The organism is Pelagicoccus enzymogenes (assembly GCF_014803405.1).
Lineage (GTDB): Bacteria > Verrucomicrobiota > Verrucomicrobiia > Opitutales > Opitutaceae > Pelagicoccus > Pelagicoccus enzymogenes.
This window is the reverse complement of record NZ_JACYFG010000006.1, coordinates 732,482-758,520: the sequence shown is the minus strand read 5'-3', so window position 1 is coordinate 758,520 and position 26,039 is coordinate 732,482. Positions and strand designations below refer to the sequence as shown.

22 protein-coding genes are annotated in these 26,039 nt (G+C 59.6%); 10 read left to right on the top strand and 12 right to left on the bottom strand.

What is annotated here, in order from left to right; genetic code table 11:
* Positions 1 to 3: 3 nt before the first annotated feature.
* The 3 genes from IEN85_RS05560 to purN form a co-directional block, all read right to left on the bottom strand.
* The gene (locus tag IEN85_RS05560; protein WP_191616075.1) at positions 4 to 1,497 is read right to left on the bottom strand and encodes a hypothetical protein; all 1,494 of its coding nucleotides are present in this window, start codon (positions 1,495 to 1,497) and stop codon (positions 4 to 6) included.
* A 315-nt stretch (positions 1,498 to 1,812) separates the two neighbouring features.
* Entirely contained in the window at positions 1,813 to 3,672 is a 1,860-nt protein-coding gene (locus tag IEN85_RS05555; RefSeq protein WP_191616074.1) for a DNA translocase FtsK, read from the bottom strand.
* A 125-nt stretch (positions 3,673 to 3,797) separates the two neighbouring features.
* Positions 3,798 to 4,391, bottom strand: a complete 594-nt coding sequence (purN, locus tag IEN85_RS05550; RefSeq protein ID WP_191616073.1) for a phosphoribosylglycinamide formyltransferase — start codon at positions 4,389 to 4,391, stop codon at positions 3,798 to 3,800.
* A gap of 140 nt (positions 4,392 to 4,531) precedes the next feature.
* Here purN and IEN85_RS05545 point away from each other — a divergent pair, with 140 nt between their 5' ends.
* The gene (locus IEN85_RS05545; RefSeq protein WP_191616072.1) at positions 4,532 to 5,269 is read left to right on the top strand and encodes a hypothetical protein; all 738 of its coding nucleotides are present in this window, start codon (positions 4,532 to 4,534) and stop codon (positions 5,267 to 5,269) included.
* Here IEN85_RS05545 and IEN85_RS05540 read toward each other — a convergent pair.
* From IEN85_RS05540 to IEN85_RS05530, 3 genes are all read right to left on the bottom strand, one after another.
* Positions 5,266 to 6,054 carry an undecaprenyl-diphosphate phosphatase gene (locus tag IEN85_RS05540; RefSeq protein ID WP_191616071.1) on the bottom strand — a complete coding sequence of 263 codons (789 nt, stop codon included), beginning with the start codon at positions 6,052 to 6,054 and terminating at the stop codon, positions 5,266 to 5,268. The two genes, IEN85_RS05545 and IEN85_RS05540, sit on opposite strands and share 4 nt — an antisense overlap.
* Positions 6,055 to 6,113: 59 nt before the next feature.
* Positions 6,114 to 6,986 carry a fructosamine kinase family protein gene (locus IEN85_RS05535; RefSeq protein ID WP_191616070.1) on the bottom strand — a complete coding sequence of 291 codons (873 nt, stop codon included), beginning with the start codon at positions 6,984 to 6,986 and terminating at the stop codon, positions 6,114 to 6,116.
* Positions 6,987 to 7,075: 89 nt separating this feature from the next.
* A complete protein-coding gene (locus IEN85_RS05530) occupies positions 7,076 to 7,555 on the bottom strand; it encodes a low molecular weight protein-tyrosine-phosphatase (protein ID WP_191616069.1) in 480 nt (159 codons plus the stop codon).
* Between the two features lie 233 nt (positions 7,556 to 7,788).
* Here IEN85_RS05530 and IEN85_RS05525 point away from each other — a divergent pair, with 233 nt between their 5' ends.
* From IEN85_RS05525 to holA, 3 genes are all read left to right on the top strand, one after another.
* Positions 7,789 to 8,118 carry a phasin family protein gene (locus tag IEN85_RS05525; protein WP_191616068.1) on the top strand — a complete coding sequence of 110 codons (330 nt, stop codon included), beginning with the start codon at positions 7,789 to 7,791 and terminating at the stop codon, positions 8,116 to 8,118.
* 93 nt (positions 8,119 to 8,211) lie between these two features.
* A complete protein-coding gene (locus IEN85_RS05520; RefSeq protein ID WP_191616067.1) occupies positions 8,212 to 9,870 on the top strand; it encodes an ABC1 kinase family protein in 1,659 nt (552 codons plus the stop codon).
* 180 nt (positions 9,871 to 10,050) lie between these two features.
* Positions 10,051 to 11,157 (top strand): DNA polymerase III subunit delta, encoded by a 1,107-nt coding sequence (gene holA / locus IEN85_RS05515; protein WP_191616066.1) that lies wholly within the window; start codon positions 10,051 to 10,053, stop codon positions 11,155 to 11,157.
* Between the two features lie 86 nt (positions 11,158 to 11,243).
* On the opposite strand, the gene IEN85_RS05510 is transcribed toward holA, so the two are convergent.
* A complete protein-coding gene (locus IEN85_RS05510; protein WP_191616065.1) occupies positions 11,244 to 12,665 on the bottom strand; it encodes a tetratricopeptide repeat protein in 1,422 nt (473 codons plus the stop codon).
* A 25-nt stretch (positions 12,666 to 12,690) separates the two neighbouring features.
* Positions 12,691 to 13,968: an FG-GAP repeat domain-containing protein gene (locus tag IEN85_RS05505; protein ID WP_191616064.1), complete on the bottom strand. Its 1,278-nt coding sequence runs from the start codon at positions 13,966 to 13,968 to the stop codon at positions 12,691 to 12,693.
* A 251-nt stretch (positions 13,969 to 14,219) separates the two neighbouring features.
* Here IEN85_RS05505 and IEN85_RS05500 point away from each other — a divergent pair, with 251 nt between their 5' ends.
* Complete coding sequence (locus IEN85_RS05500; RefSeq protein WP_191616063.1) at positions 14,220 to 14,573, top strand: hypothetical protein; 354 nt, start codon at positions 14,220 to 14,222, stop codon at positions 14,571 to 14,573.
* Positions 14,574 to 14,700: 127 nt separating this feature from the next.
* On the opposite strand, the gene IEN85_RS05495 is transcribed toward IEN85_RS05500, so the two are convergent.
* The 3 genes from IEN85_RS05495 to IEN85_RS05485 are packed head-to-tail and all read right to left on the bottom strand — an operon-like array spanning position 14,701 to position 19,075.
* On the bottom strand, positions 14,701 to 15,792 hold the full coding sequence (locus IEN85_RS05495) for a lipocalin-like domain-containing protein (protein WP_191616062.1): 1,092 nt from the start codon (positions 15,790 to 15,792) through the stop codon (positions 14,701 to 14,703).
* A complete protein-coding gene (locus IEN85_RS05490; RefSeq protein WP_191616061.1) occupies positions 15,789 to 18,386 on the bottom strand; it encodes an ABC transporter permease in 2,598 nt (865 codons plus the stop codon). Before IEN85_RS05490 ends, IEN85_RS05495 begins: the two co-directional genes overlap by 4 nt.
* On the bottom strand, positions 18,383 to 19,075 hold the full coding sequence (locus IEN85_RS05485) for an ABC transporter ATP-binding protein (protein WP_191616060.1): 693 nt from the start codon (positions 19,073 to 19,075) through the stop codon (positions 18,383 to 18,385). Before IEN85_RS05485 ends, IEN85_RS05490 begins: the two co-directional genes overlap by 4 nt.
* Positions 19,076 to 19,212: 137 nt before the next feature.
* On the opposite strand from IEN85_RS05485, the gene IEN85_RS05480 reads away from it, so the two are divergent.
* From IEN85_RS05480 to IEN85_RS05460, 5 genes are all read left to right on the top strand, one after another.
* A complete protein-coding gene (locus tag IEN85_RS05480; protein WP_191616059.1) occupies positions 19,213 to 19,722 on the top strand; it encodes a DUF4174 domain-containing protein in 510 nt (169 codons plus the stop codon).
* Positions 19,719 to 21,101 (top strand): MFS transporter, encoded by a 1,383-nt coding sequence (locus IEN85_RS05475; protein ID WP_191616058.1) that lies wholly within the window; start codon positions 19,719 to 19,721, stop codon positions 21,099 to 21,101. The genes IEN85_RS05480 and IEN85_RS05475 overlap by 4 nt, the downstream gene beginning before the upstream one ends.
* On the top strand, positions 21,098 to 21,841 hold the full coding sequence (locus tag IEN85_RS05470; RefSeq protein WP_191616057.1) for an SDR family NAD(P)-dependent oxidoreductase: 744 nt from the start codon (positions 21,098 to 21,100) through the stop codon (positions 21,839 to 21,841). The genes IEN85_RS05475 and IEN85_RS05470 overlap by 4 nt, the downstream gene beginning before the upstream one ends.
* Positions 21,842 to 21,855: 14 nt before the next feature.
* Positions 21,856 to 22,398 (top strand): lipocalin family protein, encoded by a 543-nt coding sequence (locus IEN85_RS05465; protein WP_191616056.1) that lies wholly within the window; start codon positions 21,856 to 21,858, stop codon positions 22,396 to 22,398.
* A gap of 136 nt (positions 22,399 to 22,534) precedes the next feature.
* The gene (locus IEN85_RS05460; protein WP_191616055.1) at positions 22,535 to 23,614 is read left to right on the top strand and encodes a mechanosensitive ion channel family protein; all 1,080 of its coding nucleotides are present in this window, start codon (positions 22,535 to 22,537) and stop codon (positions 23,612 to 23,614) included.
* A 52-nt stretch (positions 23,615 to 23,666) separates the two neighbouring features.
* Here IEN85_RS05460 and IEN85_RS05455 read toward each other — a convergent pair whose 3' ends face one another.
* Complete coding sequence (locus IEN85_RS05455; protein ID WP_191616054.1) at positions 23,667 to 25,973, bottom strand: hypothetical protein; 2,307 nt, start codon at positions 25,971 to 25,973, stop codon at positions 23,667 to 23,669.
* Between the last annotated feature and the right edge of the window lie 66 nt (positions 25,974 to 26,039).

Here is a 26,039-nt window from a genome sequence, read left to right as displayed (position 1 = left end):
TTGTTATTCCTTAAAGAAGCTTAGGATGTTTTTGAGAATGGTTTTGCGGGCGCCGCTTTGGCGAGCCGCGGTTTCGGTTTTTTGGAAAGTTTGTGTTTTCTGGGGTGTATTCGCTGCTTGGAGACGCAGGGCAATGGTCTTTTCGGCGGCGTTGGCGATGTCTTGGTTCTCGTCGTAGCAGAGCTCGCGGAGCTGGGGCTCGGGCACGTTGGGGTTGCTGGCGACGGATTCGCGCACTTTTTCGCAGATGTCGTGGCTGAGAGTGGCGAGGGCGGCAGGCGGAATATCGAAGGCTGCGGCGGCGAAGGCCCGCAGGGAGGGATTGGGACTGGTGGCGAAGCGTTCGGCTACGGTGGCTTCGATATCAGGGTAATCGATGGCTTGGAATGCGATGTGTTCGGCTACGGTGTTGTCGCTGCGCTGGTTGATGAGCAGGTCCCAGTGGTGGTCGCTGAGGTCGTCGCGGTAGGCGACGAGGGTGGCGACTTGGGGGTCGGAGTGCAGGCAGAGCTCGTTGAGGAGCTCGGGGCTGGCCTTGGGATTCTTGGCAAGGGCGATGCAGGCTTGCAGGTCGTGGGAGGTGGCAACGCGTTCAGCGATGTCTTGCTGGATGCTGGCGCTGGCGGCGAGGTAGCGTCTCACCTTGGCCGATGTATCCTGAGCGAGGATACGTTGGATGGCCGCCGGAAGATCGGGCTTCTGGGCGAGGTGGACGCGGTCCTCGATAGTGTCGGACTCGGCCAGCCAGAGCATTTCCGGGAGGGAGAGCGGGCTGCTGTCGAGGGCGGGGAAGCGTACGCTGGGGTGGGGCGAGTAGCGCAGGGAGTTGCGTACGGAGGCGGGAAATTTGTCGGCCCGGCGTTGGATGAGGGACTGCAGGACTTCGTCGTCGGAGTCGGCCCACATCTGGAAGAGCTCGGGATCGAGGTACTTGTTTTGCAGGAGAGCGGCCTTGACGAGGGCAGAGGAATCGCGGCTGAGGCAGTGGGCTACGTCGCCGTCGAGGTTTTCGCGTCCGGCGAGGGCGATCTTGACGGCGGGTTCGTCGTCGGTGGCGAGGATGAACTGCAGGTAATTGGGCAGGCTTGGGTTTTGGGCGATGGCCGCCCGAGCGAAGGGGGCCTCGTCTTGGGCGAGGGTTTGGCACTCCTTGGGGCTGAGGTTGGGATTGTTGGCGACGGCGATGCGTACGCTGGCGGAGGAGTGGGTGGCCAGCAGGCCGAGGGATTGGGCGGGGGTGCGGGGGTTGCTGGCGAGGGCGGTGGCAATGGCGACCTGTTTAGTCTTGAGGTCGGCGGCGATGCTTTGGGCCAGCTCGGAGGGAAGGAGGGGGTACTGGGCGAGGAAGAGGAGGTATTCCTCGTTGTCCGCGTATTCTGAATACAGGCTGCGCAGGGCAAAGCTGGAAATGGGCTTCTTGCGGGTGGCCTTGATGACCTTTTCAGGTCCGTGCTCTTCTAGGGCGTCGAGCAGGTCGTTGATGGAGAGAATGTCCATGCTAGGCGCGGTGAAGGAGGGGGTGAAGGGTGAGGGGGGATTTGCCCACGAAGGGCCACGAAGGGGCACGAAGAGGGGAGAGGGGTCCTGCAGTGCGGTCTGGACCAAGGTCCAACCCTACGGATGGGGTTGTGGGGGATCCTGCAGTGCGGGACGGGCAGTAAAGCCCGCGCCCTACGGATCGGGTTGTGGGGGAAACGCCCGCGGTACCGAGGAGCTCCTGCGACGACAAAGCGAAGCGCCCACGGCCGTGCCACATTGGGATCGGGTTGTTGCGGCGTGGCGCGAGCGCCAGCCCTACGTGGTTTGGGCGGCTCATTGTTGGAGGTCCTCCTGGGTGACGAAGACTTCGCGGGGGGTGGAGCCGTTTTGGGGGCCGATGTGGAAGCGGTCTTCCATTTCTTCGATGAGAGTGGCGGCGCGGTTGTAGCCGATGCGGAGGCGGCGCTGCAGGTAGCTGGTGCTGGCTTTTTGGGTCTCGGCCACGATGGCGAGGGCTTGCATGTAGAGGTCGTCGGCTCCGTCGGCGAGGGATTCGGCGGTGCCTTCGCTGGATTGGGTGAAGGAGCTGAGGTCGACGCGGTTGCGATCGGGTTGGGCGGCGGAGACGTGGGTGACGACGCGGGTGAGTTCTTCGTCTTGCACCATGGGGCTTTGGATACGGACGAGGCGGGCGAAGCCGGGCGGGTTGAAGAGCATGTCGCCTTGGCCGAGCAGGGACTCGGCGCCTTTGCAGTCGAGGATGGTGCGGGAGTCGACGATGGAGGAGACTTGGAAGGCGATGCGGGTGGGGTAGTTGGCCTTGATGACGCCGGTGATGACGTTGACGGAGGGGCGCTGGGTGGCGATGATGGTGTGGATGCCTACGGCGCGGGAGAGCTGGGCGATGCGGGCGAGGGAGGCTTCGGCCTCGCCTTTGGAGGTCATCATGAGGTCGGCCAGCTCGTCGATGATGACGACCATGAAGGGCATCTTGTCGAAGCCTTGGGCTTCGGCCTTGGCGTTGTAGCTGGCGATGTTGCGGACCTGCTTTTCGGCGAGGATCTCGTAGCGGTTCTCCATCTCCTTGACCACCCATTTGAGGAGGAGGACGGCGGTCTTGGGGTCGCCGACGACGGGGTGGATGAGGTGGGGGACTTCTTTGAAGAGTCCGAACTCGACGCGTTTGGGGTCGATGAGGACGAGCTCCAGCTCCGCGGGGGTGAACTTGTAGAGCAGGCTGACGATGAGGTTGCTCATGCAGACCGACTTGCCGGAGCCGGTGGCTCCGGCGATGAGCAGGTGCGGGGCTTTGGCGAGGTCGGCGACGATGATCTTGCCCTGGATGTCCATGCCGATGGCGAGCGGGATGGTCTCGCTGCCGTGTTGCCAGGCCTTGGACTCGAAGACGGAGCGCAGGCGGATGGGCAGGGTGTTGCCGTTGCCGATTTCCACGCCCACGAAGGGCTCGCCCGGGATGGGGGCTTGGATGCGGACGTTGGTTTGGGCGAGGTTGAGGGAAATGTTTTTTTGCAGGCCGGAGATTTTTTCGACGCGGACGCCGATGCCGGGGCGGATGCGGAACTGGGTGACGCGGGGGCCGACCACGGCGTCGTAGACCATGGCGTCGACGGCGAAGTTATCCAGCACGCCTTGCAGCTTGAGCTCTTGTTCCTCGAGGGTTTCGGGTGAAACGAGGATGGCGTCTTCGATGCTGGAGGCTTCGAGAAGTTCGAGAGTGGGCGTGTTGTAAGGTCCGGCGGGGATGGGCTCGGCGATGGGAGCGGTTGGCGCTTCGGGTTCTTCCTCTGCGGGCTCCGGTTCCTCGACAGGAGGGCGGCCGGCGAGCTGGGCTTGGGCACTCTCCAGCATGAGCTTGAAGCGGGACTCGCGTTCGGCGGCGAGGTCGGCGAAGTAGGCTTGGCGTTCCTCGCGGTCGCGCAGGGTGGCTTCGAGCTCGGCGCGCCACTTTTCGATTTGGCGGCGCTCGGCGGCCAGGGTTTCGCTTTCCAGCTGGGCGATGCGGACGAGGTCGTCGGGGAGGTCCTGGGTGTCGCTGCGAGAAGGGGAAGCGGGAGATGGGCTTTCGTCCTCTTCAGGCTCTTGTTGCTCTCCCGCCATGGTTTCGAGGAAGCGGCGTACGCCGTCTTTGACTCGTTTGATGGACTTCTGGGATTGCTTGGAGGGACCGGGCATCTTGGCTGTTGAAAGGGAAGCCGATGACGCTGTGGAAGCCGGGCGCGGATTCAAGGATTTGTTGCGGGAAATTTGAGGAGGGGCGGGGATGGGGGAGTTGCGGGACGGGCAGTAAAGCCCGCGCCCTACGGGAGCTGGATTTGGCCGGTGGCGATTTTGGCGATGGTGTCGGGGTAGAGCTGGTGCTCTTGCTCGAGGACGCGGAGCTGGAGGGTCTCGGGGGTGTCGCCGGGGAGGACGGGGACGCGGGCTTGTTGGAGGATGGGGCCTTCATCGTAGACTTCGTCGATAAGGTGCACAGTGGCGCCGGACTCGGTTTCGCCAGCGGCGATGACGGCGCGGTGCACGTGCATGCCGAACATGCCTTGGCCGCCGAATTTGGGCAGGAGGGCGGGGTGGATGTTGAGGATGCGGTTTTGGTAGCTGGCGAGGAGCTGGGGGCCGATCTTCTTCATGTAGCCGGCGAGGATGACGAGGTCGACTTGGGCGGCGCGAAGGGCGTCGAGGATGGCGGCGTCGAGATCGGCGGGATCGGGGTGGGTCTGGCCGTTGAGGACCCGGGCGGGCATGCCGGCTTTGGCGGCACGGTCGAGGGCGCCGGCTCCGGGATTGTTGCAGATGAGCAGGGCAGGGCTGGCGGGAATGCGGCCTGCGGCGCAGCCGTCGAGGATGGCTTGCATGTTTGAGCCGCCGTGCGATGCGAGGAATCCGAGTTTCATGGTGGAGGAGGTTTGAATTGTGATTTGGGAAAAGTGAAGGGCGAATGGCGGGGAATTTTTTTGCCTAGGAAGTTTGCTGAGGGTCGATAAGTTTTGAGGATGGGGCGGGGGATGTCGGAGGCGCTGCGATACTTTGGGGGATGGTTGGAGATAACTTGGATTCGCAGAGGGCGAAAGGCGAGTCGCGTCGGCATCGGGAGCTGAAGCGACTCTCGATGGAGTGGCTCAGGCTGCAGGGGTGTCGGGCGGCGGCGACGGAGGTGCGTTTGCCGCTTTCGCCGTATCGGGTGGACGTGGCGGGCTATCGGGCGTCGGGGCGAATGGGGGTGCTGGGTGAGACCTTCGCGCTGGAGTGCAAGCAGAGCCGGGCGGATTTCCTGCGGGATGCGAGTGTGGAGGGCGAGGCGCGGAGCGAGTTGGAGGGGGTGGCGGAGGAGGTGGAGCGCCTGCGTGGCTTGCTGCGGGTGCATTTGCCGGAGTGCCGGCAGGGCTTGTCCTTGTTCCGCGAATACGATGCTTACGATTTCGGGGATTTGCGGCACGAGCGGTGGAGGCGGCTGGTGTCGCGGCTGGCCTTGCTGGAGCGAAAGCTGGCGGATGGGGTGAAGTTTTCGCGGATCGCTCGCTATGGGGCGGCGAACTTTTGCTATCTGGTAGTGGAGGAGGGGGTGCTCAAGAACCTGGGGGAGGTACCGGTGGGATGGGGCTGCTTGGTGCGGGAAGAGGGGAGTTCCTTGCGTTTGGAAAGGGAGGCCGAGCGGCTGGTGAGCGAGGAGGCGGCGCGCTTGACGTTTTTGGAGAGAGTGGCCGCGAGGAAGGGGTGGAACCCGTCCCTCCAGACGCTACCTGTGGATCGCGACCGAGGTCGCTCCTGCTAGGCGATGAAGTGGGCGGCGATGGCGATGGCGCCGGCGGCGAAGCAGTAGTAGGCGAAGTAGATGAGCTTCCCACGGGTGACGATGGAGATCATCCACTTGCATGCGAGCACGCCGGATATGAAGGCGGCGATGGCCCCGGCGAGCAGGGGCAGGGGAGCGACGACGGAGTTGGCCATGCCGCCGTCGAGGATGTCCTTGCAGTTGGCCCCGATGATGGGGATGAGGACCATGAGGAAGGAGAAGCGGGCGACCTTGCTCTTGTCCACGCCGAGCAGCAGTCCGGTGGCGATGGTGGATCCGGAGCGGGAGATGCCGGGCATGACGGCGATGGCTTGGGAAATGCCGATGATAATCGCTTTCTTGAAGGTGACGGGGCCGCCTTCTTTGGGGGAGTAGTAGGTGAAGGAGAGCAAGGCTCCAGTTACGAGCAGCATGCAGCCGACGAGCAGGACGTTGCCGGTGAAGAGGCTTTCCACTTCTTCCTTGAAGAAGAGGCCGACGATGACGACGGGGATGGAGGACCAGAGCAGCATGGCGATGTATTTCTTCGATTCGTTCCAGTCGGTGGAGAAGAGTCCGCGCAGCAAATCGAGTATATCTCGCCAGAAGATCACCATGGTGGAGAGCACGGTGGCTCCGTGCACCACGACGGTGAAGGTCACGTCTTCGGTGGTTTCGATGCCGAGGATGGCTTTGCCGAGCTCGAGGTGTCCGCTGCTGCTAACGGGGAGGAATTCGGTGAGGCCTTGGATGATGCCGAGGAGGATGGCTTCGAGAAGGGACATGGTGCTAAGCGGTGAAGTTGGAAGGAGGAGGATGGAAGGTTGTTTCGGCTACTGTATTCCTATCTTGAGAGGAGTTGGCGAGTCATTTGCTCGGCTTGGGCTGCATAGCTGGCGCCGAAGAGGTAGAGGTGGTTGAGGCAGTGGTAGAGGTTGTAGAGCGTCTTTCGCCGCTCGTATCCGGAATCCAATGGCAGCTTCTCATGGTACGCTTGGTAGAATTTTTTGGGGAAGCCGCCAAAGAATTCGGTAAACGCGATGTCAGCTTCGCGGTCGCCGTAGTAGCTGGCGGGGTCGTAGATGAAGGGGCTGCCGTCGCTGGAGAAGGAGACGTTGCCGGACCAGAGGTCGCCGTGCAGCAGGCTGGGGTACGGCGTGTAGTTTTCGAAAAAGGAGGGAATGGCTTCCAGCAGCTGTTCAGCGTGTGGCAACTCGTAGCCGCGTCTGGCGCAGAGGGCTAGTTGGTGCTGGATGCGGCGCTCGCGGAAGAATTCGGGCCAGGCCTGGGAGCGGGGATTGGGTTGGGGGGTGGCTCCGATGAGGTTGTTTTCCTGCCAGCCGAAGTGGGGTTGTTCGATTTTGTGGAGCTGGGCGAGTTGGTGGCCGAGCGTTTCCCAGTTGCCGGATTGCGAGGAGCGGGCTTCGATGTATTCGAGGATCAAGTACGATTGGTTTTCGCCTTCGATGGCATCGATGACCTCTGGCACGCTAACCGTCTGTGTGGCAGCAAGCTCGCGCAGGGCATTGGCTTCAGAGGCGAAGGCGGGGAGGAAGGATTTGTTGTTTGCTTTGACGAAGTAGCTTGGGCCGTCGTTTCCTTGTATGCGGTAGGCGTCGTTGATGCAGCCGCCTCCGATCGATTGTTGGGATTCGATGGTAAAGGGGCGTCCTGAGTGCTCGGATAGGGCGGCTTCTATGAGGTGGCGGTCGGACAATTTCTATTACGTTGGTGGCGTGGTGGATTGGGAATCTAAGATCGCGAGGCAAGCACGCTTCCACAGATTGTTCGCGACCAGGGTCGCTCCTACTTCTCGATTTGATTGATAATTTGCTGGCAGCCGTCTTCGAGGAGGTCGAGCACGTGTTCGAAACCCTGGGCGCCTCCGTAGTAGGGGTCGGGAACTTCAGTATCCGAATATTGGATGCAGAAATCGCAGAAACGTTTGATCTTGTGGTGGTTTTCGGGGGTGGAGATGCGTTCTAGGTCGGCGAAGTTTTCGTTGTCCATCGCGAGAACGAGATCGAAGCGATCGAGGTCTTGGGGAGTGACCTGGCGGGCGGAGCCGGTCATGGGCAAGCCGCGTTTGCGGCCGGCGGCGCTCATGCGCGGGTCGGGAGGGTTGCCGGTGTGGTATCCGATGGTGCCGGCGGAGTCGCAACGAACCTTGTCGCTTAGCCCTGCGTCTTCGAGCAGCTTTCTCATTACGTTTTCGCCGGAGGGCGAGCGGCAGATGTTGCCCATGCAGACGAAAAGGATGGAGGTGATCGGTTTTGCTTCAGCCATGAGGGGAGGAATAGGAATTGGCTGGAGGGGAGCAATGGGTTTTTTGGGTATCGGGCGACCTGTGGCGTATCGATTTTGATCATGAAGCGCGGACGAGGTGGCGCCGAGCGTAGCGACACGATCACCTGTCCCTCCAGATACTGAGTCCTCTGAGAGGGTGGCCGCTACCTTGCGTATCGTGAAATAGAATTTTGCGTTGCTGTCGCTTCAGCTTCGTGATTAGGTTTTTATCTATGATCGATGCCATTAAGAAAGTGATGCTCGCTGGGGTTGGCGCCGCGGCGATTAGTACGGAGAAGGCAGAAAAGGCCCTGAATGAATTGGTCGAGAAGGGGAAGCTTTCTGCGACCGACGCGAAGGAAGCGGCGAAGAAGATCGCCGACGAAGGCAAGCAGGAGTTCGAGGAGGCTTCCAAGTCTCTGGAGGATCGCTTCGACTCGATGCTCAAGAAGCTGGGGCGTGGTCAGGCCGAGCGTATCGAAAGCTTGGAGACGAAGCTTGCCGCAGTGGAAGCGAGGTTGGCTGCTCTGGAGAAAGAGTCGCCTGCCAAGGTCGCCGACTAGTCTATTCTGTTACGAACTTGAATCTCTCTTGTCACGCCGTGGGTCGCTCGTAGTCCACGGCGCCCTCTCCCTGCATACCCAGATCCTGTCCCTATGTCATTAAAGCCATTCGAGTTCATCGCCAATGCAGTGAGAGCCAAGGAGATCGTCACGGTTTTGGCGCGGTATGGCTTCGCGGACCTCCTGCAGAAGCTGGATCTCCCGCCACGTTTGCTGAGCGCCCTTGGCAAGATCGCTCCTCACAAGCGCAGCCAGTGGGAGCGATTGCGGATAGTCATGGAGGAGCTGGGGCCGACCTTTATCAAGTTTGGCCAGCTGCTGAGCATGCGTCCGGATGTCGTTCCCGAACCGCTTATCAAGGAGCTCAGGAAGCTGCAGGAGAAGGTACCTCCCGTATCCTTTGAGCAGATACGCCCGATTTTGGAGGAGGGCTTGGGGCAGGACTATCATGCGGTTTTTTCGGAATTCGATGAGGAGGCGATTGCGGGAGCCTCGATGGCGCAGGTGCATCGAGCCCGCTTGGCTTTGACGGGGGAGTTGGTAGCGGTCAAGATCCAGCGCCCTGCCTTGGAAAAGGTGATCGATGCGGATTTCGACATTTTGATGTGGCTGGCAAAGCAGGCCCATGAGCGGATCGAGGATCTGAGACCGATTAACTTGCCGGACGTGATCGAGACGATGCGCGACGGTTTGGAGCGCGAGCTCGACTTTCGCCGGGAGGCGCGGGGGCTTTCGTTCTTTTCCCGTCGCAATGCCTATCCGGAGGAGGTTTGCGCGCCCAAGATATTTGAGGACATCTGCTCTCGTCGCGTACTCGTGATGGAGTGGGTGGAAGGTCGCCGGCTGGAGTCGATCGTTCCAGGCAGCGAGGAGGGGAGGCGTCTCTCGCAGGTGGGAGCCCGCTCCATGTTCCACCAAATCATGATCAGCGGCTACTTCCATGCGGATCCACATGCGGGGAATATCCGCGTGTTGCCGGACGGGAAGCTTTGTTTCTTGGATTGGGGCGCTACCGGGCAGCTGACGCAGCGGATGCGTTATGGCTTGGTGGATCTTTTTCGGGCCTTCGTGAAGGCGGATGCGGAACAGGTGACGCGGATTGGCATCAACTTGGCGGATACCGGCGAGTCGATCGACCGTCGTCGCATGGAGCGCGACGTGAATCTGGCGATCCGCGAGCACTACAACGCGGATACGGGGGAAGGCGATGTCGGGCGGGCCATCTTAAGTCTGTTGTACGTGTTTGGCCGCAACGGGGTGGATCTTGCTGGGGACTATTCTCTTATGGCCAAGGCTATCCTTTGTGTGGAGGAGACGGGGGCGACCTTGGACGAGTCGTTTAACTTGAAGGATGAGTTCGAGCCCGTGCTCAAGCGGCTGGTGAAAGAGCGTCGCAACCCTAAGCGGATGGCCGAGTCGTTTCGCGACAGCGTTTTGTTGGGACTGGAGCAGCTGCAGGGGATGCCGGAGGAGGCGTTGCGGATTCTCAAGAAGATCGAGAAGGACAATCTCAAGATCAATCTCCAACACCGAGGTCTGGAGGATTTGGACGATGCGATCAGCGATGCCAGCAACAAGATTACCTTGGGTATCATCATTGGTTGCTTGTTGGTGGGGTCTTCTCTGATCGTGACTTCCAATGTTCCTCCGATTGTATTTGGATTTCCGATACTGGGAATCGTGGGATACGTCTTGTCTTTCTTGTTGGGACTGTACGTGGCCTTCGATATTTTGCGCGGTCGGCCTAAGTGAATTGTTTTAGAGGCATCTGAATGGTGCGGGCGTGGTTTTGATCTTGCAGCGCGGCGTGGCGCGAGTGCCAACCCTAAGGTAAGCAGCGCTACGGTTTTGATCCTGCAAGGCGGACGGGGTGGAACCCGTCCCACCAGATTTTTCTTTTCTCCGGCGGCGGGGTGGGCTTTGTTCGGGGCCATGTCTAGCGCTCCCTTCATCTACGTTTCCGGTCCCGACGATTACTTGGCCAGTCGCATGGCTAAGGATATTTGGGCGGAGGTGAAGAAGGATGTGACGGATGACTTTTCGATCGAAGTGATCAGCGGGCAGGCGGGCAAGGTGGACGAGGTGGCGGATGCGGTGAACCGTTTTCGCGACGCGACCCAAACCTTGGGGCTTTTTGGCGGTCGCCGCGTCGTTTGGCTGAAGGACGTGACTTTTATCGCGGACAATCAGGTCGGTCGGGCTGAGGGCACGGTCAAGCTTTGCGAAGATCTACAGGAAGTGCTGGAAGCAATCAATCCCGACGAGGTTGGAGTCTTGATCTCGGCGTCTCCGGTAGACCGGCGCAAGCGGTTCGCCAAGTTTTTGGAGAAGACGGGCGACTACCGTCCGTCAGGGGGCATGGACTCCAAGGGCGGCGGGGTGGAAACCTTGGTGGCTGCTTTGAATCGCGAATGCGAGGCGATGAAGGTGACGATCGCCCGAGACGCGGTGGAAGTTTTGATCAGCAAGGTGAACGGCAACTCTCGTCTCTTGATCGAGGAGACCCGCAAGCTGGGGACTTACTTGGGCGAACCGGGCAAGCAGATTACCAGCGCTTTGGTCGAGGAGCTGACTCCAAACTTTGGCGAAGGCGACTTCTTCGAATCGACCGAGGCGTTTTTCGCCCGTGACATCAACTGGACGCTTTCGGCCTTGCGGCGTCACTTTTTCAGCGGCAACGACGCCCGTCCGGTCATTGCCTCATTGCAAAACAGAAACCGATTGCTGATCCAGCTGAGGGCTTTGATTGACGGCGGCGAGATCACGGCGAGCGGGTCAAGCATCAGCAAGCCGATGTTCGAGCGGGCGGCCGCCAAGTACGCTTCGTTCTACGACGGTTTGAAGACGAAGAGCGGCTACAACGTTTTCACGCAAAACCTTTGGTACATGGGCAAGTTGATCAGCTCGGGAAAGTTTCCTCCTTTGAAGGCTTTGATCGACCACCAGCTGGAGTTTATTCGGGCTTTTGAGGAAATAGTGGAACGTCCCAACGAGCAGGAGGAGGCCTTGCGGGCCATGGCGATTCGCTGTCTGGCGTAGGATGGGGTTAGACGCCCGCGGAGCGGCCGTCCCACCACTGAGAGGGAGAGGGTCCCACCCGGGGCGACTGCTGTGGCAAAGATAAGTCAGCGAGGCGCTGGGGCCCCGAACTGCTTTTGGTACATCTGTTCCAGCTGAGCGATTTCCTTGGGGCGGATGCGGGCTTGATTGCGGACTTGGGCGAACCATTGGTCGGCGGCTTGGCGATCGGAGCGTAGGATGGAGTCGAAGACCATGGTGGAAAGGACCACTGGGTGGTTGGGCTCGCGGGCGAGGGCTTCGCTCATTTGGGCCATGCCTTCTTCGAGGCGATCCTGGCTTATGTAGGCTTGGGCCAGTTCGATGTAGCCGACGGCCTCGTGGGGGCGCAGCTCGATCGATCTTTTAAAATACGGGAGCGCTTCGTCGAAGCGTCTGAGGGCGAGCAGGGCTTTGCCTTTTTCGATGTTGAGGGAAGGGGAATTGGGAGCTGCTCGCAGGGCCGCGTCCAAAGTTCGCCGCACGAGGGTGGGGCTTTGGCGACGTTTAGCGATCTCTATGAGGGAAAGCCATGCGTCAGCGTGCGTAGGCTGGAGCTCGACGCAGCGTCGGAAGTGAGGCTCTGCCTTGTCGATGTCGTCGAGGCTGAGGTAGATGCCGCCAATCTGGTATTGGAGGGTGGGGTTGTCGGGTTCGAGGTCGACGGCTTTCCTTATGTAGCGGAGTCCTTTGATGACGTCGCCCTGATGAGCGACCCATCCACCGGCGATAGAGACTTGGTAGGCATCGTAGCAATCGTCCATCAGGGAGAGGGACCAAGGGTCGGGGATGTCGGCATAGCTGCCCCATTCCATCTGCTGCAGGACTCGGTTTTCGAGGTTTGGGAGGTTTAGCTTTTTGTAGACGTCACCGAGAAGGTCGGCTCCGATTTGGAAGTTGGTCTTCTGCACGGCTTTCTCCAAGTGGGTTCTCGCGAGGGAATAATCTTCCTTTGCGATGGCCACGCGGGCGAGGCCGACGAGGGCGTAGGCGTTTTCTGGGTCTTTGGAAAGGGTTTCGCTATAGACGCTGTCTGCTGCTTCGAACTTATTTTGTTTGAGTAGCGTATCTCCAAGGCGGATACGGGCTGGGATGTAGTCGGGAGCGAGGTCGATAGTCTTCTGGAAGAGAGGGGTCGCCTCTTCTAGTTGTCCGTATCCTGCCAGGATGCGACCAAAGTGGTACTGCCAAGTCGCTTCGTTTGGTTCCGCGAGGACGAGGGTGGCGTAGCATTGCCATGCTTCTCGGGTGTAGCCGTTTGCGTGGTAGAGGCGGCTGAGCTCGGCGAGTCCTTCTATGGGTTTTGGGCCATCTTTTGCTTGTGTGGTTGCGATTTGGATACGCTCTAGGAGCTCGCTGTTTTCTATCGTGCTGGGAATCTCGGGAGTGGCGTCATGGACGAGGGCTGCGGTTTTGGCCGACTTTTGCCAGAGCAGGAATCCAGCGGCGATGCCTGCAAGGACGAGGGCGATGGGGATCAGTTTTTTCAAGGGAGAGTTGGTTTGGGTATTGGGATTACTGCGGGCGCCAGATCATGAAGCGGCTCATGCGTTCGTAGGGTTCGTAGGCGTGCATGCCTCCGGAGACGATGCCGTAGCGGCCATCGCCGTCGAAGTCGCCGACGTCGATGCTGAGGAGTTGGATGGGGTCGTGGGCGAGCACGATTGACTGGAAGTTCATGCGGCCGTCGTTCTCGTAGAGCATGAGTGACTCTGCTTTGGGATTGGCCCAGTCGTTGAAGCTGGAGAGGGCGAGTACGTCCATGTCGCCGTCTTGGTCGATGTCGACGGTTACGGGGGAGTAGGCTCCGCCCAGGTCGGCGATACGGTGGTACTTGAAGAATCCGGAGCCCATGTTTTCCAGCCATTGCAGGCCGTGCCAGGGGCGCGGGCCGGGAACAGGGTTGGGGCCGAAGCCGTCGCCATTTGTGAATACAAGGTCAGGCTTTCCGTCGCGGTTGAGGTCGGCGGACGTCATTCCAGAGATGGCGTAGTCGTCGTTGGTGGAGCCCCAGATCGCTCGGTTCTTCTTGAAGCCGCCGTTCCCGTCGTTCTCGAAAAGGTGAATTTCTTCCCATTGCTGCGAAACCAAGGCGGCGAAGTCGAGCCAGCCGTCGCCGTTGTAGTCGTCGATGGTGACGTTAATAGTGCCGGAGAGTTGGAGGACGGTTTCGGATTCGAAGTTCCAGTTGCCGAGGTTGCGCATCCAGCGGACTTCTCCTTGGTCGTATCCAAATTGTCCTACAACGAGGTCGAGATCGCCGTCCTTATCCAGGTCGGCAGCCCGGGCGTCGGTGACGCGATCGACGTTTTCCAGGAGGATGCGTTGGGTAAAGTTTTGCGAGCCATCGTTTTCCAAGACCATAAGGGTGCCGATCTTGTCGTTGTTGGGGAAGACGATATTCATGCAGGAGACGAGTACGTCGAGATCGCCGTCGGCGTCTAGGTCGTAGACTTCGGCGTGGACCGGGGCCTGAGCTTGCGTGGCTATTTTTATTTCCTGGAAGCTGCCGTCCTCCCTTTGGCGCAGCCAAACGACCTCGCTGTCCTTCGCTTCGCAGCCAATGGCGTCGAGGCGGCCGTCTTGGTCCAGATCCACGGCCCGCACGTGAGCGACCCAGGGGCGACGGTCGCCGATGGGGTCGCCGATTTCGTTCCCGTCGAAGCGTGCGAGGTCGACTTGGGTAGTGGCCTTTGGCGGTGGCGGCAGCTTGAGGTCGTCCGGGGAAGGGGCGCAGGCTCCGAGGAGTAGCGAGAGGGTTGCGAGGCTGGCAAGGTAGGGGCTTCTATTCATGGGGAAGGGGGATGCTGTAGGATGGACGGTTAAGTGTGAATGGAGAACTCGACTTTTTTTTCGGCTCCTGCACGGCGGACGGGGTGGCGTCGGAGCTTCCAGCTTTGGGATAGTGTCGAAAGGGGGTGGGCGCTTTGCATTTTTTTGATCTGTAGGGATCGGTTTAAAGGGTTGGCGCGGCCGTTGCTATACTCGGGGTGCTGGAAGAACGAATCTTTCAGAGAAACTAAAACCAAGTGAAAGGACATCTAATGAGTACGCACGCAGTCAAAGGGACCACAGCAGTAAACGGCATTTCCACCGTTGCGGCCCGACAGGCGAGCGATCTCAAGGACTCCTTGAAGCGACAACTGATGGGATTGCTGGACGCGACGATGCGCGAAACGTGGCTGCCCATGGGATTCAGGGTTTTGGTCGTACAAGACTTTCCGGCCATGCGCCGTATGCTCGAGCGCGGAAGCTTCCGCAGCGCGACCTTTCGCTCTTACGTCGACCATCTCCTTGAGGAGGCCGAGCCGTACCGAGTGTTTTCGAAGCGCTCTGCAGCGCTTCACGCCTTGCGCGGTCTTCAAGCGGACTTAGTGACCGCTGAGCTTGCTGCTTAGGAACGTGTATTAAAATTTCAGTTACGGGGTATAGTGGGTCGTGGTGCTGATGTGGCGCCGCGGCCCATTCTGTTTACGAGGAGAATCGCTTGACGAGCACGCTCCCACGGCGAGGGAGAGCAACGTCTCAGAATTTTCCGTTGAGCGACTCGTTGTATCCGGTGAGTTCGGTGTAGCCGAGGCCGATGCTTCGACCGTTTTCGTCGAAAACCTGGCAGGCTCCTTCCCAGTAGACGAAGTCGCCGATTGAGCCGGAGAGTTCTTGGTCGTCGGCGTAAGGGCGAACGGTCAGTTTCCGGTCTTCCCAGGAGATTGCGTACTCCACTGGGTAGGCGGCGCCGGAGTGGGGACTTTGCCACAAGCGGGTAGGAGTCCACTGGAAAGCGCTGCCGGTGAACTCGGTTTTCTCGCCCTTAGGGGAAATGAGGGTGAGCCGAGAGTTGGGATCGACGGCCCCGTCTTGGCGTCTCATGACGTAGGCCATCAGCTCGCTACCGTCGTCGAGGATGAGGCTGCTCCAGTTCCAGCCGATTTGCTCGGAACTGAGCTGACTTGAGCTGAATTCGTGGTCCATCCAAGCGAGACCGGTGAGCGGCGTCTCCGATTGGTTGTTTTTGAGCGTTCCGGACACTTCGAGGCGAGTGAAGGTAACGTAGTAGCTGGCGGCTCCGGGCTCGTCTCCCTTTTTGGAATAGCCGTTTTCCCCGAAGAGCGTCTTGGGTTTAGCGGGGAGCAGCTTGAGTTCTAAGACGCCGACGTCCTGCAGCGAAAAGCGGGTTTTCATTTCCTCGCTCTCGGGGTTTGTCATCCGCAGGTACCAGTTGCCGTTGTACAGATCGAGGGCGCCGACTTTGGCAGCGGCGTTCCAGTCGTCCGAATTCAGTCGCTCTTCGTGGAGGAACTCGCCCGATTGCTTGTCGACGATGGCGGCGTGGGCGAGGTAGACCTGCTCGGCGGGAGCGGTAGGTTTCTCCTTGCTGGCGGAGCGGAAGAAGGTGATTTGAAAACCGAGGTCCCGATCGTCGGCGGTGAGGTGGCCGGTGATGTACCACCACTCCGTTTTGAAGTCAGGGTGACTGCCGTGGTCGCGAGGGAATTCCAAGGGCGTGTTGGGGCGAGCGATGGCGAAGCCCGTTTCGGTTTCGACCGGGAAGGGAGTCGCGGCCTGCGAGTACACGAGGGCAATCGCTGCGATGAGCGCTGAAACGAGTGACTTCATTCTTCTGCTAGGGGTGGGAGCTTAGCGGACCAGCGTCCTACGAAGTAGGAAACGATACCCGCTCCGGCAGCGGTCAATAGGCCAAGCCCGAGCATGGTGTTCCAAGGAATGGATACGGTAAGGGTCCAGCCGAAGGACTGCTTGTTTATGAGGAATACGAGCGTGAGGCCGAGCAGGCAACCGAGGAGGAGGCCGGATAGGATGCCTAGCAGGGCGAGAGCGACCCCTTCCCAGAGGCTGGAGAGGGCGATCGATCGCAGGTCGAAACCGATACGTTGCAGGGTCCCAATTTCGCTGCGGCGTTCGATGAGCAGTGACGCGAGCATCGAGCCCAAGCCAACTACGGAGATGAGCAAGCCGATGCCTTCCAAAGCATAGGTGATAGAGAAAACGCGGTTAAAAATGCGCAGGGTCTCTTCGCGCAGCCAGCGATTGGTCATCACGAAGAGGGCAGGATGGGCTTCCCTCAGCTCGCGGGCGTAGCTGTCGATTTCCTGAGGGGCTTTCAGATGTAAGGCGACGGCGCTGGGGCGTGTTTTTCCTGTGATGTTCTGGAAAAGCTCCTTGTCGATGCCGAGACTTCCATTCTCGTTTCCGTAGTCCGCGATGATTCCGATGATGCGAAGCTGCAGCGGTCCTTGGCGCGTCGGTATTTCGACGCGGTCCCCTACCTTTTTCTGGAAGCGGCTGGCGAAGGCTTCGTTGACCGTAGCGGTGTCGCCACTTTTCAAGTCGAGTAGATTGTCGGGGCGTTCGATCCAAGTGGTGTGGTCGATTCGGTGTAGGTAGTCGGTGTCGAAGCCGACTAGTTGTGTCGGTAGGTTTTGGATACGGGTACTATCCCGATAGATTACGCCGATGTCGCTCGTTCGTTCGTTGTTTCTCAAGGATTCGATGATTTCCTTTCGAATGCCAGGGATATCGTGCGATGCGCTGACGGACTTCGGACGGATGAACAGGTCCGCTTGCAGCGTGCTCCCAATCCAGGAGCGCACGGTCGACTCGAAGCTGCCAATGAGGAAGATCATGGACGCGGTCATGCCAACGGACAGGATAACCCCGGCGAGCGCGAGTCGGTGTCGCGTGACGGGCAAGCGAAATTGGGAGAGCGCGAGCCGGAGGCTTGCGTAGCGATTTCCCAGGCTGTTGCAGAGTTGGCCCAGGGATTCGAGCGTCAGGCAGGCGAGGCTGGCTACGAGGCCGATGAGGAGGACGGCAAGGGCGTAGCCGCCGACTGGGATGGCGTGTCCGTTCGCAGCTCGAACAGGAGGTATCAGGTAGGCAACTACGGAAAGGAAGGCGAAGATGCCAGAAGCAATCCAGTAGGAAGGTCTTGAGTAGCTCGATCGGTGGTTCCCTTGGCGGATGGTTTCCACTACCGGAGATTTTGCTGCCTGGCGAGCTGGCCACCAGCCGGCGGCGATACAGAATACGATGGTCAGAGACCAGGCCAGTCCAGCCTCTGCGAATGAGTAGCGGTGATCGATAGAGCCAGCGTTATAATAGAGCGTGTTGATGGTTTGCCCGACCATTTTGGTAGACAGGCGGGCCATTAGGTCGCCTAGCAGAAGGCCGAGTCCGCCACCGAGGAATCCGACGAGGCAGGCGTCTGCGAACCAAAGGAGTCGTGTCAATCTTGTGGATACGCCCAGAGAGTGCAAAGTAGCCACTTCTGCCTGGCGGCGGGCGACAGTGCTGTCCATCGCTTGGAAAACAAGGCATATTGCCACCAGCAGGGAGAGCACGGAGAGGGCTCGCAGGTTCATGCGCAAGGCGAGGGTCATGGTTGCTCCTGTCGCTTGGCGTTGGCTTTGGGACTCGACGACCCAAGTGCCAGGATTGGCTTTTTCCAGATGACTGATGGCCTGTTGAATCTCAGTGTCGGAGCGGTCTTCTTCGCTCCAGACAATGTCGACGCGATTCGCGTGCAGTGGCTTTCCGAGCAATTCGCTGAGGTCTCGCCAATCCATGATGAGGACGTTGGAGGCGACTTGGCGTTTGTCCTCCGGTTGCGGAAGTTCGCCGACCCAAGGCAGGTTCACAAGCCTGTCCTCTACGAAAAGGGCGAGGGTACTGGAGGAGTCCCAGCTGTAGGCCCTTGAGGTTTCCGCTTGGGCGTAGACTCCGCGAGGTCGCTCCAATGGTCCCGAGGGCTGGCTCGGATCCGTGGAAAGGAAGGTTGTTTCGGATCCGTGCCGCAAGAGGAAGTTGGAGGCGGCCAGCAAGTCCATGCCGACGAGGGTGAAAACGGAATCTTCAGCGGCGAGGTCGGGGCGGTCGTTGAGTCGAGCGCTGCTCACGACCTGAGGAACCAGGGTTGCCTCCGTATCGAGCAAAGCGATACGGATGGAACGCAGATCGTCCAAGGAGAGGTCGCCGAGAGCGGGCGTGACTACCAGTTGGCTCTGCCCGGAAACGGTTTGGGCGAAGCGGTCGAAGCTTTGGGTGGAAGCTCGATTGGCAAGTCCGATCGCCAGGAACGCTCCGCAGCCGAGGGCTACGATGGAAACCAGCAACAGCAGTTTCAGCCAGTGGTGTATCCAGTAGCGCACGCCGAAGCGCCAGAACAGGCTAGCGAAAAGCGAGAGGGTCATCGAGAGGCGTCAGGGTGAGCGGTTTCGCGGAGAACGCCGTCGGCAAGGTGGAGTTGGCGTTGGCAGATGCTCGCGGCTTCGTCGCTATGGGTAACCATCAGGAGCGCGGCGCCTTCCTCGTCGGTGAGCTCTTTGAGGAGCTGGAGCACAGATTCGCCGGAGCGGCTATCGAGATTTCCTGTCGGCTCGTCGGCGAAGAGGACGGGAGGCCGATGGGCGATGGCCCGGGCGATGGCGACGCGTTGCATCTCCCCGCCCGAAAGGGCGGCGGGGAAGGCGTCGGCCCGGTGGCTGATTCCCATGCGCTCGAGCAGCGCTGAAACCCGCTCGTTCCGTTGCGGGCTGGCTTGGCCTAAGAGTTGAAGGGGCAGTTCGATGTTTTCCCGAGCGGTAAGGGTGGGAAGCAGGTGAAAGAACTGGAAGACGGTACCGATTTTGCGACGCCGGATTTGAGCAAGGGCGTTGCTGTCCAGTTTGTCAATGCGCTCGCCGGCGAGCCAGACGCGTCCGGAGTCGGCCGGCATGACGCCGCTCAGGCAGTGCAGGAGCGTTGACTTGCCTGAGCCGGAGGCTCCGAGGAGAGCGAGACGTTCACGCGGGCGAAGCTCCAGGTCGATCTCGGAGAACAAGGTACGTTTGCCGAAGGCCTTTTGAAGCTTTTCGCAGCGGAGGGGAGGTGATTCGCTCATTGTTCGGAATGCTTGCTTGAACTAAGCATGAATAAAGTAAAACCGAGGGATTTCGGGATGTTTTTGCATTAGTTTCGGCCCGACTGCACGTTTGAATTAGAAATGGATCGTTCGGGATTCGTTTTTTGGGCTAACTTATGAGAACGAGCAATAACTGCGAAAATTTGGTGGGGAGGCGAGCGCGAAGCCGGTTGATGCGCCTCGGCGTGTCCCTCTTCGGCTTGTTGTTCTACTGGCAGTCCTCTGGCGGCGACGCCCCGATAGCTTCCTTGGAAAGCCTGCAGTGGAAAAATCGGGTGGTGGCGTATGTGGTTTCGTCGGAGTCGGAAGCCGCCGCGATGAGGACGGCGGTGGAGCGATGGTCGGTGGAACTGGCGGACCGCGACATGTTGCTGGTCAACTTGGGCGAAGTCGAGGTGCTCACTGAATTCTCTCGATCCATCGGGCGGGAGGAGCGCGAGCGATGGCGCCAGATCTGGGACTTAGATCTCTCGAGCGAGCAATTCGTTTTGGTTGGGAAGGATGGAGGAGCCAAGGCCTTTCAGCGAGGGAAATTAGATTTGCCAGCGTTATTCGACCGAATTGACGCGATGCCGATGCGGGCCGCTGAACTGAGGGCGCGCCGGAGGGAGGCGCGACCCGAATGAGTTCTTCCGCAGGCAAATCCTCTCGCGGCCAAAGCCAGTGGTTGAAGTCTGGATACGGATCGGCAGAGGTCGGGTTGGTGTCGATGGAGGTTATGTTGCAGGTCTACCTCCTGGAACTGTACGTCTCCGCCGGCTTGAGTCCGGCTCTAGCAGGCACAGCGTTGGCTTTAGCCGTGGTTTGGGATGCGGTTAGCGATCCGCTGATGGGATTGATTTCGGACCGGACGACTGCGGCAACCGCGCGGGGGAAACGACTTTGGTACGTGTTGCTGGGAGCTCCGTTCATGTCAGTCTCTTTCCTCTATCTTTTCTCGCCAGACGCTCAGGCGAGCGAATCGCTTCTATTCTGGCAGCTTCTTGGGTGGTATTTGATTTTGAATACGGCGATCACGATGGTGGTGGTTCCTTACCTGGCCCTGATAAACGATTTGGCGAAAGACGCCCGCGAGCGGGCGGGGTTTTTCGGGTGGAGGTTGGTTTTTAGCGGAGGAGGCCTTATATTGGGTCTCGCCATTCCTGCTGTCTTGGCCATCGCCGCGGGCGAGTCCCTGGAGAGTGGCGACCGCGAAGCGTTGCTGGAAAACCGTAGCGAGTCGTCGCTTTGGATTGCGGTCGCAGCTCTGTTTTTCGTCGTCGTGGCCATGGCCACGGTTTGGACGGCTTCCGGTAGTGCCCGAGCGGATACGTTTGGTGGGGCTTCCCGTTTGATGGACGCTTTTAAGTCGGCCTTCCGTTCCCGTGGGTTTCGATTCGTGGTAGCGGCCTTTATGTTTATTGCCATGGGCAGAGCGGTGAATGGCAGCTTGGCGCTTATCTTCTACAAGGGGACGCTGGGGTTCACCGACCAGCAGGTCGCCCTAGCTCTGATGGGCCTGTCGGTAACGGTCATGGCTGCCACGCCGGCGTGGGTGCACTTCGGCGGGCGTTTCGGAAAATTGCGCTTGTCGCTGTACGGGGCCTTGGGGTTGACGGTATTGACGGCGGTGGCTTACCCGCTAATGCCGCCGCAAAGCGTGGGGCCGGTGCTGCTGGTAGTCGTGATCGGAGGATTGGTGGCGTCCAGCGTGGTCTTGTTGGAAGCCCTCTTTTCTGACGTGGTGCAGGAGGATGGAGACGACTCCCAGCTTTCGCTCGGCGGAGCTTATTACGGACTTTGGCGAACTGCCACCAAGATGGCCCGGGCGGGTGGGCTGGCGGTTTCCGGGGCGTTCCTGTGGAGCATTGGATTCGAGGAAGGCGGCGGCGAGCAGTCCGACGGGGTCTACCGGGCGGTCGCCTGGGCCTTCGGTCCGGGAGTGGCCGTGTTTTTCGCAGGAGGGACCTGGGTGCTCTGGAGCATGCGGCAGAGAGGAATTTTGACGAAAGGAGACAAGGAATGAAAAGCAAGGGAACGTATGTGGTAGTCGGTGGTAACGGAGCGATCGGTGGCGCGCTAGTGGAGCGATTGGCTCGAGCGGGGCACTCCGTGGTGGCGGCCGTGCGCGATGAGGAGGAGGCGCGGAAGAACCCGAAGCTTGAGTCGGCCCGCTTGTTTGAGATGGATGCGACTGACTGGGAAGCGTATCCGAATTTGTACGACGACGCGGAGGAGGCGTTCGGGCAAATCGATGGTCTAGCTGTTTGCGTGGGATCGATTCTGCTGAAACCGGCTCACCTGACGAGCAAGGCGGAATTCGAGTCTGTGATGGAAATAAATCTATCCACCTGTTTCGCGGCGATTCGTTCGCTCGCCAAGCGATTGATGAAAACAGGTGGCTCGATTGCCCTTTGCTCGTCCGCGGCGGCACGACACGGTTTTCCGAATCATGATGCGATTGCGGCTGCCAAGGCGGGAGTGATTGGTTTGACCCTTTCGGCGGCGGCGACTTACGCGAGCTACGGGATTCGCGTAAACTGCGTGGCGCCAGGCTTGGTGTCGTCCAAGATGTCGGATCCGATCGTGGGCAACGAGATGGCTTTGAAGGCCTCGCAAGCGATGCATGCGATGGGGCGGATCGGCGAGCCGGAAGAGGTGGCTAGCGCCTTGCAGTGGTTGTTGAATGGCGAGCAAAGCTGGGTAACGGGACAGACAATTGGCATCGATGGCGGGCTTGGTTCGTTGTTCAGCAAGAAGCGTTAGAGAAAGGAGGAATTATGAAATGGATACTCGTTATTGCGTTGGTGGCGTTTGCCGGTTGGTTGTTGGTCGCGTGCTCTAAAGATGAGAATGCAAGCCCCAACCAGACCTTGGCGGAGTACGTGGACCTCGATCGATTTATGGGAACTTGGTACGTGCATGGATACACGCCGACTCCGTTGGACAAGAATGCCTACAACGCCACCGAAACTTACGAGCTTGAAGAGGACGGAAAAATCCAGACGACCTACCGGTTTCAGAAGGGAGGCTTCGACGGGAAGTGGAAGACGATGACGCCGCGTGGCTGGGTGCACGATACCCAAACGAACGCCGAGTGGCGGATGCGTTTCTTCGGCTTGTTTACCTCTCCTTACTACATTCTGTATGTGTCTCCGGACTACAAGGAAACGGTCATTGGCCATCCCGATAAGGATCTCGCTTGGATCATGACCCGGTCTGCTAATTTAGGGGATCGCGACTATGAGCGCTTGCTCTTGGAATTGGCGAAACGCGACTACGAGATGGCGAAGGTGGTAAGGGTTCCGCATAGCGCGGATTGACGGGGTCGCCGCTGCCTCGGTCTCTTGCTTACCCTTGATTTGAGGCGCTCCTCGATGGGACTTTCCGCTTCTTCGACCTTGGTCTCGACGCGGTTTTGAGGTTGGCAGAACGGCGGCTTGGGATTTGTCTGGAGAGATGCCGGACGCTGCTGACCTTGTTGAATCCTTTCCCAGCTATTTTCCTTTGCTCGTCACCTTGAGCGTGGTGGCGGCGGTCTTATTGGTCGCGCGGTGGTACTTTGCGCGGCGGGAAGCGAAGTTTGGTACGCACAACAACTTCTCGCGGCCGATCGTCATGCTCGCCCTATTGGCCTTTTCCCTGGTGGCGGTCATCATCGCCCTGCCGCTGGAGAACGCCACCAAGGACCAGCTGCTTGGTTTGTTCGGTTTGGTGCTCACCGGCATTATCGGCCTGTCTTCGACGACCTTTGTAGCGAACGCGATGGGCGGTTTCATGATCCGCTCGATTGCTTCGTTTCACTCGGGCGACTTTGTTAGGGTGGGAGATACTTTTGGTCGCGTTTCGGCTCGCGGGCTATTCCACACGGAGATCCAAACGGAGGACCGAGACCTGACGACTTTGCCGAATTTGTACCTTGTCACCAATCCGGTTACGGTGGTCCGCAATTCCGGTACCATCATTTCTGCCAGCGTGTCGCTAGGATACGACGTACACCAGGGAACGGTGGAGCCCTTGCTTTTGGAGGCCGCCCGCAAGTCCGATTTGAAAGACCCCTTCGTGCGGGTGATGGAATTGGGGGACTTTTCGGTGGTGTACCGAGTGGCGGGATTGTTGACTGAAGTTAAGCAGCTGGTGAGTCGTCGTTCCCAGTTGCACGTCAACGTATTGAACACCTTGCACAATGCGGGGATCGAAATCCTATCGCCCAGCGCCATGATGCAGCGTCCACTGAAAGACGGTCAACAGATCATGCCGCGTTCCAGCCCCTTGCCGGTGGAGGTTACTGTGAAAGACGACGTGCCCGAAGAGCGGATTTTCGACAAGGCGGAGGAAGCGGAAACGGTGGAGCGCCTCGGGTTTCAGCGTGACGAGTACGTGAAGGAGAAGGGGGAACTGGAAAAGAAGCTGGGATCGCTCGTCGATGAGGAAAGAGCGACAGCGGAAAAACGTATACAGTTTCTGGAGACGGAAATCCTGCGCTTGGATGCCCATCGAGAAGCGCTCGCGGGAAAAGCTGAAGAGAAGGCTGAGTAAGCTGCTTCAGCCTTCCCCTTTGTAGTCGCGGCTCGCGGCCGCGCACCGTGTATCATTCTGTGGTGATGATGGCTTCTTCCTCGGGGGAGGCCTCTTCCTCGATGGTGAGGACTTCGGACTCGGCCTCGAAGGCTAAGATGTGGTCCATGAGGATATGGGCGGCTTTGAGGTCGTCGTCCCAAGAAAGGGCGTAGAGCAGCTCGTCTTTAGCGGCATCGTACTCCTGATGGAAGTAGTAGAAGTATCCGAGGACGAAGTGGGCCTTGTAGTCGCGCGGGTAGCGAGCGACCCAGTCCTTGAGGAGCTGGGAGTGCCGCTCTAGGTCTTCGGTGCGGGAGTAGATTTCGCTTAGGTTAACGTATGCGTCTGCCCACTCGGGGAAGAGTTCAAGACCGCGTACGATGTCGTCGAAGGCGGATCGATAGTCTTTTACGGCGATCTGGGCTTGGGCGCTGGCGAGGTGGATGAGGGCATTCTGCGGTTCCCTCTTGCTCGCGATCTTGAATTGTACGAGGGAGTCGTAGTAGCTGCCTTTGGCAAAGGCTGCGTAGGCTTTGGCCAAGGCTTGGCTCGAGCGGAAGATGTCGACGGGACTGCCGCCGTCGAGGTATGCTTCGTACGCTTCTTCGGGGATGTTCCGGTTGCGATAGTCGCCTAGGTCCACAAAGAAGTAGAGGCTGTTTTCCCGATTCATGGTGTAGTATTCTCTCGGATACGCATACCACCGACCTGAGATTTTGTAGTGTCCGCAGTTGGCGCTATGGACATGAGTGTCCGAGCTGACGATGAGCCAGCGGCTTCCGTCGTACATATGCCCGCAGTAGTCGGTGTGGACGTGGGTGTGGGGGAAATCGTTCCAGCGGCCGTCGTAGTAGTAGTGTCCGCAGCCGGGTCCATGGATGTGATAGCAGGATGTATTGTGCCAAAAACCGTCGTAGTAATAGTGCCCGCAACCGGAGTAGTGGCGGTGGCGGCTTCCGACGTGGGACAGCCAGATGCCGTTCTCGTAGAAGTGTCCGCAACCGATGCCGTGGACATGGCCGATGCTGAATGAGATCCATGTCCCTGAGTGGCGATGGTGGCCGCAGCCGTCATAGTGGCGGTGGTGACGGGGGAAGTCGTGCCAGCGACCCTCGTAGTAGTGGTGCCCGCAGCTCGAACTGTGGCGATGGTGGTGCTTGTCGAAATGGATGATGCGGGTGGTGCGGTTGCCGTGGCGGTCGTTGCGGGCGCGTTGGTCGCGATGGTCATGGCGCGAGCGTTCCGCGAGCTCTTGGCGAATCGCGACTTTGGGATGAACGTTGCGATCGTGTCCTTGGCCTTTGCCTTCGATTTGGTTGATGACTTGCTGGCGTTCGCGATCTCGGCGCTGGCTAACGGTGGCTCGCGTCTTTTCGCGTCGTTCCTGGTAGACAGTGCGGGCTACGTCTCGGTTCTGGTCGTAGCTCTTTTCTACGGTAATCTGGCGACTGGGGCGTTCGTTTCTGTTTCTATCGCCCTGATCGGAACTGCCTCGCTGATTACGGCTTACGGTCGTTGTGCGAGTGGTCGTGGTAGAGGCTCGGTGTGTATTGATCGATTGGTTACGAGCAGGGGTGACGGTACTGTTTCTTGAATTGCGGTTCTGGGGGTCGCGGTTGGCTCGGGTGATGGTGGCGATGTTGGCGCGTCGTATCTGCGTGGAGCTGGGGGTGGTCACCCGCGTTTGGGTGCTTGTGCTGCGACTTACGGTAGCGGTCTTTTCGGGAGCCCTGCGTTGAGTGCGGTTGGTGGTGATGGTGGAGCTCCGATTGCTCTGCGGGCGGCTGACGGTTGCTCGATTCTGTTGCGAGCTGCGGTTTTGCGTGGTCGCGGTAGTGACGCGACGTTGCTGGGGAGTCGTGGCGCGGGACGGGGTTCTGCTCGCTTGGGGAGTGGTGCGTACCTGAGGAGTGGTGCGTACCTGAGGGGGAGGCGTCCGTTGAGGTGTGCGCGAAGGGGTGACGGATGGGGCACTGCGCGGGGGCGTTGTGCGACGTGGCTGGGTTGTGGAGCGCGAAGGGGTGCGGCTGGGGGTAGAAACGCGGGGTGGCGGCGAAGGTTGGACGCGTTGTTGCGAACTGCTGCGGTTGCTATTGCGGCTATTGTTGGAAGCGGGGGGAGGTGGCGGCGGGGTTGGGCGGGCTTGGGCGCGAGGCTGGGTGCGGCTCGGAGCCGAGCGTTGGGAAGAGTTATTGGTCTGTCCCTGCCCTTGGGTTTCTCGGGAGCGTCCGCCTGCTTCGAGCGTGCTGTAGGGAAGGGGGAGCAGGAGCATGGCTAAGGCGCAGGCGAAGACTGCCTTAGAGCTGCGGAGGAGACGGTTGCGAGCTGGGTTTTGCATGGTGCTAAATTTCCTTTGTGGCGGGGCCTTGCTACGCCCTGGGAGGCGATGGGATAGGTCGCTGTC

What these genes read in the sequence shown, in the direction of transcription:
- IEN85_RS05525 (WP_191616068.1), top strand. Translation starts at nt 7,789, where the DNA reads ATGATCGATGCCATTAAGAAAGTGATGCTCGCTGGGGTTGGCGCCGCG.
- IEN85_RS05475 (WP_191616058.1), top strand. Translation starts at nt 19,719, where the DNA reads ATGAGTTCTTCCGCAGGCAAATCCTCTCGCGGCCAAAGCCAGTGGTTG.
- IEN85_RS05490 (WP_191616061.1), bottom strand. Translation starts at nt 18,386, where the DNA reads ATGACCCTCTCGCTTTTCGCTAGCCTGTTCTGGCGCTTCGGCGTGCGC.
- purN (WP_191616073.1), bottom strand. Translation starts at nt 4,391, where the DNA reads ATGAAACTCGGATTCCTCGCATCGCACGGCGGCTCAAACATGCAAGCC.
- IEN85_RS05530 (WP_191616069.1), bottom strand. Translation starts at nt 7,555, where the DNA reads ATGGCTGAAGCAAAACCGATCACCTCCATCCTTTTCGTCTGCATGGGC.
- IEN85_RS05460 (WP_191616055.1), top strand. Translation starts at nt 22,535, where the DNA reads ATGCCGGACGCTGCTGACCTTGTTGAATCCTTTCCCAGCTATTTTCCT.
- IEN85_RS05455 (WP_191616054.1), bottom strand. Translation starts at nt 25,973, where the DNA reads ATGCAAAACCCAGCTCGCAACCGTCTCCTCCGCAGCTCTAAGGCAGTC.
- holA (WP_191616066.1), top strand. Translation starts at nt 10,051, where the DNA reads ATGTCTAGCGCTCCCTTCATCTACGTTTCCGGTCCCGACGATTACTTG.
- IEN85_RS05545 (WP_191616072.1), top strand. Translation starts at nt 4,532, where the DNA reads ATGGTTGGAGATAACTTGGATTCGCAGAGGGCGAAAGGCGAGTCGCGT.
- IEN85_RS05505 (WP_191616064.1), bottom strand. Translation starts at nt 13,968, where the DNA reads ATGAATAGAAGCCCCTACCTTGCCAGCCTCGCAACCCTCTCGCTACTC.
- IEN85_RS05555 (WP_191616074.1), bottom strand. Translation starts at nt 3,672, where the DNA reads ATGCCCGGTCCCTCCAAGCAATCCCAGAAGTCCATCAAACGAGTCAAA.
- IEN85_RS05470 (WP_191616057.1), top strand. Translation starts at nt 21,098, where the DNA reads ATGAAAAGCAAGGGAACGTATGTGGTAGTCGGTGGTAACGGAGCGATC.
- IEN85_RS05520 (WP_191616067.1), top strand. Translation starts at nt 8,212, where the DNA reads ATGTCATTAAAGCCATTCGAGTTCATCGCCAATGCAGTGAGAGCCAAG.
- IEN85_RS05495 (WP_191616062.1), bottom strand. Translation starts at nt 15,792, where the DNA reads ATGAAGTCACTCGTTTCAGCGCTCATCGCAGCGATTGCCCTCGTGTAC.
- IEN85_RS05465 (WP_191616056.1), top strand. Translation starts at nt 21,856, where the DNA reads ATGAAATGGATACTCGTTATTGCGTTGGTGGCGTTTGCCGGTTGGTTG.
- IEN85_RS05560 (WP_191616075.1), bottom strand. Translation starts at nt 1,497, where the DNA reads ATGGACATTCTCTCCATCAACGACCTGCTCGACGCCCTAGAAGAGCAC.
- IEN85_RS05500 (WP_191616063.1), top strand. Translation starts at nt 14,220, where the DNA reads ATGAGTACGCACGCAGTCAAAGGGACCACAGCAGTAAACGGCATTTCC.
- IEN85_RS05540 (WP_191616071.1), bottom strand. Translation starts at nt 6,054, where the DNA reads ATGTCCCTTCTCGAAGCCATCCTCCTCGGCATCATCCAAGGCCTCACC.
- IEN85_RS05485 (WP_191616060.1), bottom strand. Translation starts at nt 19,075, where the DNA reads ATGAGCGAATCACCTCCCCTCCGCTGCGAAAAGCTTCAAAAGGCCTTC.
- IEN85_RS05480 (WP_191616059.1), top strand. Translation starts at nt 19,213, where the DNA reads ATGAGAACGAGCAATAACTGCGAAAATTTGGTGGGGAGGCGAGCGCGA.